8 protein-coding genes are annotated in these 8,827 nt (G+C 58.5%); 3 read left to right on the top strand and 5 right to left on the bottom strand.

Annotated features, from left to right (window positions below):
- Positions 1 to 47: 47 nt before the first annotated feature.
- From FHX11_RS19470 to FHX11_RS19450, 5 genes are all read right to left on the bottom strand, one after another.
- Positions 48 to 1,595 (bottom strand): SpoVR family protein, encoded by a 1,548-nt coding sequence (locus FHX11_RS19470; protein ID WP_184359620.1) that lies wholly within the window; start codon positions 1,593 to 1,595, stop codon positions 48 to 50.
- Positions 1,595 to 2,866 (bottom strand): YeaH/YhbH family protein, encoded by a 1,272-nt coding sequence (locus FHX11_RS19465; RefSeq protein WP_184359618.1) that lies wholly within the window; start codon positions 2,864 to 2,866, stop codon positions 1,595 to 1,597. The genes FHX11_RS19470 and FHX11_RS19465 overlap by 1 nt, the downstream gene beginning before the upstream one ends.
- A gap of 18 nt (positions 2,867 to 2,884) precedes the next feature.
- On the bottom strand, positions 2,885 to 4,831 hold the full coding sequence (locus FHX11_RS19460; RefSeq protein WP_184359616.1) for a PrkA family serine protein kinase: 1,947 nt from the start codon (positions 4,829 to 4,831) through the stop codon (positions 2,885 to 2,887).
- 713 nt (positions 4,832 to 5,544) lie between these two features.
- Complete coding sequence (locus FHX11_RS19455; protein WP_184359614.1) at positions 5,545 to 6,774, bottom strand: site-specific integrase; 1,230 nt, start codon at positions 6,772 to 6,774, stop codon at positions 5,545 to 5,547.
- Positions 6,771 to 7,316 carry an Arc family DNA-binding protein gene (locus tag FHX11_RS19450; RefSeq protein ID WP_184359612.1) on the bottom strand — a complete coding sequence of 182 codons (546 nt, stop codon included), beginning with the start codon at positions 7,314 to 7,316 and terminating at the stop codon, positions 6,771 to 6,773. Before FHX11_RS19450 ends, FHX11_RS19455 begins: the two co-directional genes overlap by 4 nt.
- 105 nt (positions 7,317 to 7,421) lie before the next feature.
- Here FHX11_RS19450 and FHX11_RS19445 point away from each other — a divergent pair, with 105 nt between their 5' ends.
- From FHX11_RS19445 to FHX11_RS19435, 3 genes are read left to right on the top strand one after another with little or no spacing between them, the layout of a single operon-like run.
- On the top strand, positions 7,422 to 7,610 hold the full coding sequence (locus FHX11_RS19445) for a DNA-binding protein (protein WP_184359611.1): 189 nt from the start codon (positions 7,422 to 7,424) through the stop codon (positions 7,608 to 7,610).
- Positions 7,607 to 7,795: a hypothetical protein gene (locus tag FHX11_RS19440; protein WP_184359609.1), complete on the top strand. Its 189-nt coding sequence runs from the start codon at positions 7,607 to 7,609 to the stop codon at positions 7,793 to 7,795. Before FHX11_RS19445 ends, FHX11_RS19440 begins: the two co-directional genes overlap by 4 nt.
- On the top strand, positions 7,792 to 8,781 hold the full coding sequence (locus FHX11_RS19435) for a hypothetical protein (RefSeq protein ID WP_184359608.1): 990 nt from the start codon (positions 7,792 to 7,794) through the stop codon (positions 8,779 to 8,781). The genes FHX11_RS19440 and FHX11_RS19435 overlap by 4 nt, the downstream gene beginning before the upstream one ends.
- Positions 8,782 to 8,827: the final 46 nt, after the last annotated feature.

The following is an 8,827-nucleotide window of genomic DNA, read 5'->3' as shown; positions in this document are numbered from 1 at the left end:
TGCGGCGGCGATGCCGTTCCGATCCGAACGCGAACCGGGCCGCGCTCCTATGCCGCAAGCGATGACAGGCGCGGATGCGCGAGATGTTCCCGCAGCACCGCACCGGTGCCGTCGACTTCCTGCAGCAGCACGTCGTAGCTCCAGAGATCGGCGAGATGCTGCAGCACGCGCTTGGCGTCGATATCCTCGAGGAAACCGCCGTTCAGCACGGAATGCTTCACCAGCAGCCGGCGATCACCGGCGAGATCGACATCGACGATCTCGATATGCGGATCGATCCAGCCGACATCATATTGCCGCGCCAGTTCGCGGCGGATTCGGCGATAGCCGCGCTCGTCATGGATCGCCGCCACCCGCAAGCCCTCCTCCTCTTCCGGATCGTCGGTAAGATGGAACATGCGCATCTGACGCATCAGGTGCGGGCTGAGGAATTGCGATATGAAGCTCTCGTCGCGGTAGTTGGCCCAGAGATCGCGCAGGACGGCCATGGCATCGCCGGTGCCGGCGATGTCGGGGAACCAATGCCGGTCCTCGTCCTTCGGCTTGGTCACGATCCGCTCGATATCCTGCATCATCGCGAAGCCGAGCGCATAGGGGTTGAAGCCGGAAAAGCGTGGATCGTTGAAGGACGGCTGAAAGACGACATTGGTATGCGATTTCAGGAATTCGAGGAAATCGCCATCACCGATGCCACCCAGCTCGTGCAGCCGCGTCATGATGCGGTAATGCACATAGGTCGCCGTGCCTTCGTTCATCACCTTGGTCTGGCTTTGCGGATAGAAATATTGCGCGACATGGCGGACGATGCGCAGGATTTCCCGCTGCCACGGCTTCAACCGCGGCGCCATCTTCTCCAGGAAATAGAGGATGTTTTCCTGCGGCAGACCGGCAAGCGAGCGCCGGCGCTCGAAATCGAGATCGGGCTCGCTCCTGCCCTTGCCGACCGGAACCGTGCGCCAGAGGTCGTTGAAGATGCGCTCGTCATATTCGCGCCGTTCGCGTTCGCGCTTCTCCTCGTCGCGCAGGTCCGGCGTCTTCTTGCCGGCATAGCGATGCACGCCATGCGACATCAGCGCATGCGCCGCATCCAGCGTCCGCTCGACGGCGGTGTGACCATAACGCTCCTCGCAGCGGGCGATATAGCCCTTGGCGAAGTTCAGATAGTCGAGAATGCCTTCGGCATCGGTCCAGAGCTTGAACAGGTAGTTGTTCTTGAAGAAGTGATTGTGGCCGAAGGCGGCATGCGCGATCACCAGCGCCTGCATCGTCGCGGTATTCTCCTCCATGAGGTAGGAGATGCAGGGCGAGCTGTTGATGACGATCTCGTAAGCGAGCCCGCGCAGGCCCTTGCGATAGAAGGCCTCGTGATGGGCGAAATGCTTGCCGAAGGACCAGTGCTTGTAGAAGAGCGGCATGCCGATCGAGGAATAGACGTCGAGCATCTGCTCGGCGGTGATGATCTCGATCTGGTTGGGATAGACGTCGAGACCGAGTTCCTTGATGGCGATCTTCTCGCAGGCATCGTGGATTCGCTGGATGGTGGCGAAATCCCAGTCCGCACCCTCGAAGAGCCGCTCCATCGATGCCTTCGCCATTATCCGCTCCTTGTTTCCGCCGACCGGCGTTGAAAGAGATCATGGAAGACCGGGTAAATCTGGCTGCGATCGCTGACGCGGCGCATGGACAGCACCGGCCAGCCCAATTGTATCCGCTCGTAAAGCGACCATATGGCCGAGCCGGACGAGATCGCGACGCTGCGCGCCTCACCCACTTCCAGATAGGCGAAATACTGGCAGACGGGCAGGATCTGATCGGTCAGCAGCGCTGCCGTCGCGGCATTGTCCGAATAGGCGTTGTCGCCATCCGACGCCTGTGCGGCATAAATGTTCCAGTCCGAGGCGGGAAAGCGATCGTGCACGATGCGCCGCATGGCTTCGAGCGCGCTCGATACCTGCGTGCCGCCCGTCGCCGGGCTGCGGAAGAAGGTCTCCTCGTCCACCTCCTCGGCCACATCCGTATGGCGGATGAAGACGATCTCGACACGGCGGTACTGCCGGGTGAGGAAAATGTAGAGCAGCATGTAGAAGCGCTTGGCGAGATCCTTCATGTGTTCCGACATCGAGCCCGACACATCCATGAGGCAGAACATGACGGCCTGCGCCACCGGCTTCGGCTCGTTCTCGAAACGGCGGTAGCGGATGTCGATCGGATCGATATAGGGAATGCGCCGGACCTTCGATTCCAGCACCTTGATTTCCGCTTCCAACGCGGCCCGCCGCTCTTCGTCCTTGCACTCGGCCGCCTCGGCGGCAAGCTTGGCGACCGTTTCCGGCTTCGGACGATGCAGCGCGACGCGCCGCATCATGGCCAGCCGCATGGTGCGGTTGATGGCGAGATTGGCAGGCGATCCCGTCACCGAATAGCCCGACCGCACCGGATTGATCTGATCGGCCGAGACCAGCCGCTTCTTGGCGAGATCGGGGAGTTCGAGATCGTCGAGGAAAAGATCGAGGAATTCCTCGCGTGTCAGGATGAAGCGGAAGGCGTCCTCGCCGCTGCCTTCGCCACCGGCCTTCGGCTTGCCGCCGCCGCTCTCCGGCCGTGGAAGAATATCGCCTTCGAGGAAGTCCTTGTTGCCGGGAAGGATATGCTCACGCAGCCCTTCCGGACCGCGATGGAACCGAGGCTCCTCGGTTCCATCGAGAGGGATACTGATCTCGCCACCCTTCAGAATGTCCTGAATGTCGCGATTTTGAGAGGATTCGTAAACCGCTCTCTGCACCAGCGCTTTTGCTCTTCGCAAAAACCGTTGACGATTTTCCAGACTTTTGCCGCCTGGGTTCAGGCGTCGGTCAACAATGTGCATTCCTTCTTCCTTGGTGGCTCATCCCGCCTGTTTCACACGCATGTACCATTCCACAAGCCGCCGAACCTGACGCTCGGTATAGCCCCGCGCCATCATGCGCTCGACGAATTCGCCATGTTTCTTCTCTGTCTCGCCGTCCTTCTTGGACCCGAACGAGATAACCGGCAGGAGATCCTCGACCTGGGAGAACATCCGTTTTTCGATGACCTCGCGGATTTTCTCGTAACTGGTCCAGGACGGGTTCTTGCCGCCATGGCTCGCCCGCGCCCGCAAGCAGAACTTGACGATCTCGTTGCGGAAATCCTTCGGATTGGCGATGCCCGCCGGCTTCTCGATCTTGGTCAGTTCCTGGTTGAGAAGCTCGCGATCCAGAAGCTGGCCGGTGTCCGGGTCCTTGAAATCGACGTCCTCGATCCAGGCATCGGCGTAGTCGACGTAACGGTCGAAGAGATTCTGGCCGTAATCCGCATAGGATTCCAGATAGGCTTTCTGGATCTCATGCCCGATAAACTCCGCGTAACGCGGCCCGAGCTCGCTCTTGATGAACTCGATATAGAGCTTCTCGGTTTCAAGCGGCAGCTGCTCGCGGCGGATCGACTGCTCCAGCATATACATCAGATGCACCGGATCGGCGCCGATTTCCGTCGTGTCGTAGTTGAAGGTCGCCGCCAGCACCTTGAAGGCGAAACGGGTGGATGCCCCGTCCATGCCCTCGTCGACACCGGCCGCGTCGCGATATTCCTGCACGCTGCGCGCCCGCGGATCGGTCTCCTTCAGGCTTTCGCCGTCATAGACGCGAAGCTTGGAGAAGGCCGTCGAGTTCTCATGCTTGGCAAGCCGCGTCAGAACCGTGAAGCGGGCGAGCGTCTCCAGCGTCGACGGCGCGCAGGGCGCGTCGCTGAGTTCGGATTCCTCGATCAGCTTCTCGTAGATCTTCTGCTCTTCGGTCACCCGCAGGCAATAAGGCACCTTGACGACGCAGATGCGGTCGATGAAGGCCTCATTGTTCTTGTTGGCCTTGAAGCTCTGCCATTCCGACTCGTTCGAATGCGCGAGAATGATGCCGGAGAAGGGAATGGCGCCGATATTCTCGGTGCCGATATAGTTGCCCTCCTGCGTCGCCGTCAGCAGCGGATGCAGCATCTTGATCGGCGCCTTGAACATTTCGACGAATTCGAGAATGCCCTGGTTGGCGCGGTTCAATGCGCCGGAATAGCTGTAGGCATCCGGATCGTTCTGCGCCAGGCTCTCGAGCTTGCGGATATCGACCTTGCCGACCAGCGAGGAAATATCCTGGTTGTTCTCGTCCCCCGGTTCGGTCTTGGCGACGGCGATTTGCCGCAGCCTGGACGGCTGTATCCTGACCACCCGGAAGCGGGATATGTCGCCCTCGAACTCCTCGAGGCGCTTCAGGCACCAGGGGCTCATGAGACCGGTCAGGCGCCGGCGCGGAATGCCGTAACGCTCCTCGATCATCGGCCCCATGGTAACGGGGTCGAACAGGCTGAGCGGGCTTTCGAACACCGGGCTGAGCTCGTTGCCGGCCTTCAGCACATAGATCGGATGGACCTCCATCAGCGATTTCAGCCGCTCGGCAAGCGAGGATTTGCCGCCGCCGACGGGGCCGAGCAGATAGAGGATCTGCTTGCGCTCCTCCAAGCCCTGCGCCGCGTGGCGGAAGAAAGCCACGATACGCTCGATGGTCTCTTCCATGCCGAAAAAGCCGGCAAAAGCTGGATAAGTCCGGATGGTCCGGTTCATGAAGATACGCCCGAGGCGGGTATCCCTGGCCGTATCGATCAGCAGCGGTTCACCCATGGCGGCCAGCAATCGCTCAGACGCATTGGCGTACATGAGCGGATCGTCCCGGCACGCGTCCAGGTACTCGGAGAATGACATCTCGACTTCGCGCCGTGCTTCGAAAGAACGGGCGAACGTGTTGAACAGAACATCGTTGTTTAACATGGCGCCTCGATAGCTTGCTATTGCAATAAACGCCGGACTTAGCGAGACACTTTCCCGCTAGTATCTAAGGTGCGGTATCAGTCGCTTCGAATCAATAGGTGATCCGTACAATAATTGGTACGCTCGATTCTAAACGCCATCAATATCTTGAATAGGTCGTGCACCAAAATATTGAAGCAAAATCTTGTGATTGAGATTTTTCCGGCGTTTTAATCGCAAAGATTGCATTCGTGATCGGGAAATGACGCTCCCGATTCTTCCCGCGCGTCGGCCGCTACGAAACTGCCCGGCGGTCGGCGGCCACGCCGTCGGACCATCATGATGCTCCATTACCGGGCAGGCTTCAACTCCTTCCTATCCGGATCGGCTTCGCCATCGACCAGCCTTTTGCGCGGATCGGCAACAACCGCCGCCCGCTTCCGCCCCGGTTCCCACGTCTCCCCGCTCGCCCGGCTATGCTCGATCTTCGCAAGCGCCTGCTCGCCTTCCCGGCGCTACCCCGCGATCGATTGCCTGCCATGATGCGCTCCTTTCGTTCGAAAGGAAAACACGGCTGTCCCGATCATGTTCCGGATAAATGTCGGTATCGATGTCAGTTGGGGATTTTGATGGTGCCCAGAGCCGGAATCGAACCAGCGACACGCGGATTTTCAATCCTAGAAGAAATCCCACAAATCAGGGACTTTCAGCCTCTATGTCGCATCCTTGTCGCATTAACGCAAGAAAGAAGCCTCCGCCGCAGCCATCTCATCGGCATCATCACCACGCGGAAATAGGTGCCCATAAGTGTCGAGCGTCATGACGATAGTGGAGTGCCCGAGCCGCTCTTGGACTACCTTCGGAGGCAAGGCGAGGCCACCGTCTTCCTTACGGTTGATGCACCATGAGGCATAGAAGTGCCGGAGCGCATGCATGCCGCTGTATTTGGCCTTCAGGATCGGTTTCCCTTCCTCGTCAACCCCTCCTGTGTCGATCGCGACCCCGGCCTTTATCATCATCGGCACGAGCCCGCGGTTGATGATGTTCGCCAGGCTTTCGACCTTACCGCTGCCGTTCGGGAAAACCAGATCGAGCACGTAGCGAGTCTCGCCTTTTTCCTCGACCTTCAGCTTCGGGCAAGCCAACTTCCATTCCCTCAGGGCGTTCGCCACCATCGGCGGGATCGGGATGAAGCGTTCACCTGCAGCCGACTTCGGACGCCCCATGTCGTTGAAGCGATCGGCCCTCTCGACGACATGGATTTGCCGCTTGTCGAGATCGACACTCTGCCAACGCAGGCCGCGCAGCTCAGAGGCACGCATGCCGGTAAATGTGGCCGTCAGGAGCATCGGTCTCCATCGGCCCGTCAGGGCAGCCACAAAAGCCTTTGCTTCCTCTCTCGTGGGGATATCGACCCCGATCTTCAGCTTGCCCTTCTGGCGCTTCTCCTGAGCCTTCTCACGGCCGGTGCCACGCTTGGCACGCATTTCGCGGACCGGATTGCGGCTGGCAAGCCCCCGCTCCATGGCATCGGACATCAACGAGCTGAGGCTCGTCATCACCTTGCGCACCATGGCCGGCGATCGACCTTTCTCGCGGAGCTCGTCCTGGAAGGCTCGTGCGGCCGGCACAGAGAGCTTCGAGAGCAGCGTCTGACCGATCAACGGCACAATGTGTAAATCGATATGCTGGCGCCGCTGGTCGAGCGTGGAGCGCTCCAGCCCCTGGCGCTTTCCATCCTTCATCCAGAATTCGGCAGCCTTTTCGACGGTTACACTGTCCGAATCGGCGACGTGCGTCCCCTCCCTCACCTCTACCGTAGCCGTAGCGGCGAACTGGTCGGCCTCCTTCTTTTTAGCGAAGGTCTTGAGATGGCGTTTGCCCTGCTGGTCGCTATAGTCGACCACCCAGGCGGATTTCTCTTCGCCCTTAGGTGTGGTCCAGGTGCGTTTTCTGACGCTCATTTCGAGCTCTCCGGGTCCGATCGGCCATCGACCTTGCGCTCGATGCGATCGAGACGGTCGCGCATATCACCAAATAGCTTGTCGAAGAGCTCAGAGGACAGGGGCGTATCGCTGATGACTGGCTCGTCACTGGGCTTAGCCAAAGCCAGAAGCTCAGATTTAAGCTTTTCGAGGTACTCGATCTGATCTTTGAGCTCGCTGAAGCGCTTTTCGATGACGCTAATCGTTTCTTCATCTGCAACGGCGGCATCGTGATTCTCATTCAACAGATGGCGCAGAGCGGCATTATCTGCCAACGCCTTATCGCGAGAAATCCTAGCCTCGTCTATCTCGGCCCTCAGACGAGCGTTCTCCATCTTCAGATAGGAGACATCCATTGGGAGCGTAACAAGGCGAGGATGTTCTTCGAGAATCGCGACGATTTCGGCGTTCATGGAGCGACCGTGATTTTCGGCAGCCTCCTTGAGGCGATCCCGCATACCATCTGGGAAACGCAGCATAAACTGATCTTGCTTCGCGCTCGGGAAATCACCACGGGCCATTTCGATACTCCAATTCGATGCTAGTAATTAACTAGTTTTCCACTTGCGGCAAGAGAAGTAATTTACTATGTTTCTCTCGTAGTTAATTACTATGGGTGGAAATCAATGAAAATTCAGACCAACGAAATCGAGCTAGTCTGGGGTGCGGAGGCCATCGCGAAGCTAATTGGCCGAACTACGCGAGCCACTTTTCACATGCTCGATAACGGCGAACTCCCCGCCAAGAAAGTCGGCGGCCGATGGGTCGCAGAACGCAGCAAGCTCATCGCCTTTTTCATGGAGACGGCCGCATGACCGGCGCCGATCACCAACACAGCGAGAGCGTGGTTCAGGCAGCCCAATGGCTTGCCGACCAGAACCCGGCGCCTCAGCCGATCATTCCGGAGCTCCGCAAGCGGTTTCCGCTGTCGGCCGTCGAGGCATGCGAGGCCGCGGCGCTATCGCACCGGTACAGGATCGTCCGGAGGGCGCACGGTTGAAGGCTACCGGACGGAAGAAAAAGGAAAAGAATGGTGCCAGCTTCACGACATGGAAACTGAACCTGGAAAACACCGTCAATGCAGATCCTAAAGCTGACGGTGAATGCCTGCAGATCGTCCGGGCATATCTGGACTTCATGGGGTCACCAGACGCTCGTCCCTATCGATCGCTGATAGACCTGAAGATAGCGACTAGCCTTTCTGAAAACACAATTATTCAGCGCCGGCGCAAGCTAGTGGAATTGGGATATTTCACGGAGGACGGCAGGACCAGCGACGGTGCCACGCGCTATAAGATCGTGAATGCGAGAGAAAACATTGTTCTCGATCATCAGACTATAGCTCGGGAAACGCTGCGCAGGCTTGAGGCTGAGAAAAAGGAAAAGACCAGACAAAGGCGGAAAAAGGCAGGCTTGTCCCCCTCACCGCATGAAGGGCCTTTGTCCCCTGCACAGGATGAAGGGCTAAATGGTGTTTGTCCCCTCACGCCGCGCAGGGACAGCCCCTCACGGCATGAGGGTAATTACGTATATAATTCCGTAGAGCCTTATAGCTATGAAGAGGAAGAGGGCATTAATGATACCTTCTTTGATGATGTAGAGACAGTTTCTTTCATTGCAGAAACGACCCAAAGCAGCAGCACCCTAACGCCATCGGCAGCAACACCGTTGTCTGAACACGATGTCTATCCGATACCTGGCACACATTTCGATTTCGAGGCGACGATGTTCGAAATCCTGGGCGATCGCCAAGTTCATGACGCGACGGAACGGACATTGCGGAAACTCCTTTCCACCGGAGCGCTCACGAGAGGCATGGCCGAACGTTTAATCAATCCGCCGGCGCCGGTGATCCCCACAAGCGAATCCGAATTTGGCGCGTGGGTACGAACCAACATCCCGGACCCCACACGGCATCGCGAGGCATTTCGACTGCTGCGCGAGCATAAGATGACACCCGAGGCCCTTCGGAGGTTGGCAGCATGAAAATCGATCGGAAAGACCAACTCGACTTGTTCGCTTGGTCCGATAG

This window comes from Rhizobium sp. BK602 (assembly GCF_014195095.1).
Classification (GTDB): domain Bacteria; phylum Pseudomonadota; class Alphaproteobacteria; order Rhizobiales; family Rhizobiaceae; genus Rhizobium.
This window is presented reverse-complemented; position numbering and strand designations above follow the sequence as displayed.

Excerpts from the sequence above, each read along its gene's own strand:
- FHX11_RS19450 (WP_184359612.1), bottom strand. The coding sequence starts at position 7,316 with ATGGCCCGTGGTGATTTCCCGAGCGCGAAGCAAGATCAGTTTATGCTG.
- FHX11_RS19465 (WP_184359618.1), bottom strand. The coding sequence starts at position 2,866 with ATGCACATTGTTGACCGACGCCTGAACCCAGGCGGCAAAAGTCTGGAA.
- FHX11_RS19440 (WP_184359609.1), top strand. The coding sequence starts at position 7,607 with ATGACCGGCGCCGATCACCAACACAGCGAGAGCGTGGTTCAGGCAGCC.
- FHX11_RS19445 (WP_184359611.1), top strand. The coding sequence starts at position 7,422 with ATGAAAATTCAGACCAACGAAATCGAGCTAGTCTGGGGTGCGGAGGCC.
- FHX11_RS19460 (WP_184359616.1), bottom strand. The coding sequence starts at position 4,831 with ATGTTAAACAACGATGTTCTGTTCAACACGTTCGCCCGTTCTTTCGAA.
- FHX11_RS19455 (WP_184359614.1), bottom strand. The coding sequence starts at position 6,774 with ATGAGCGTCAGAAAACGCACCTGGACCACACCTAAGGGCGAAGAGAAA.
- FHX11_RS19470 (WP_184359620.1), bottom strand. The coding sequence starts at position 1,595 with ATGGCGAAGGCATCGATGGAGCGGCTCTTCGAGGGTGCGGACTGGGAT.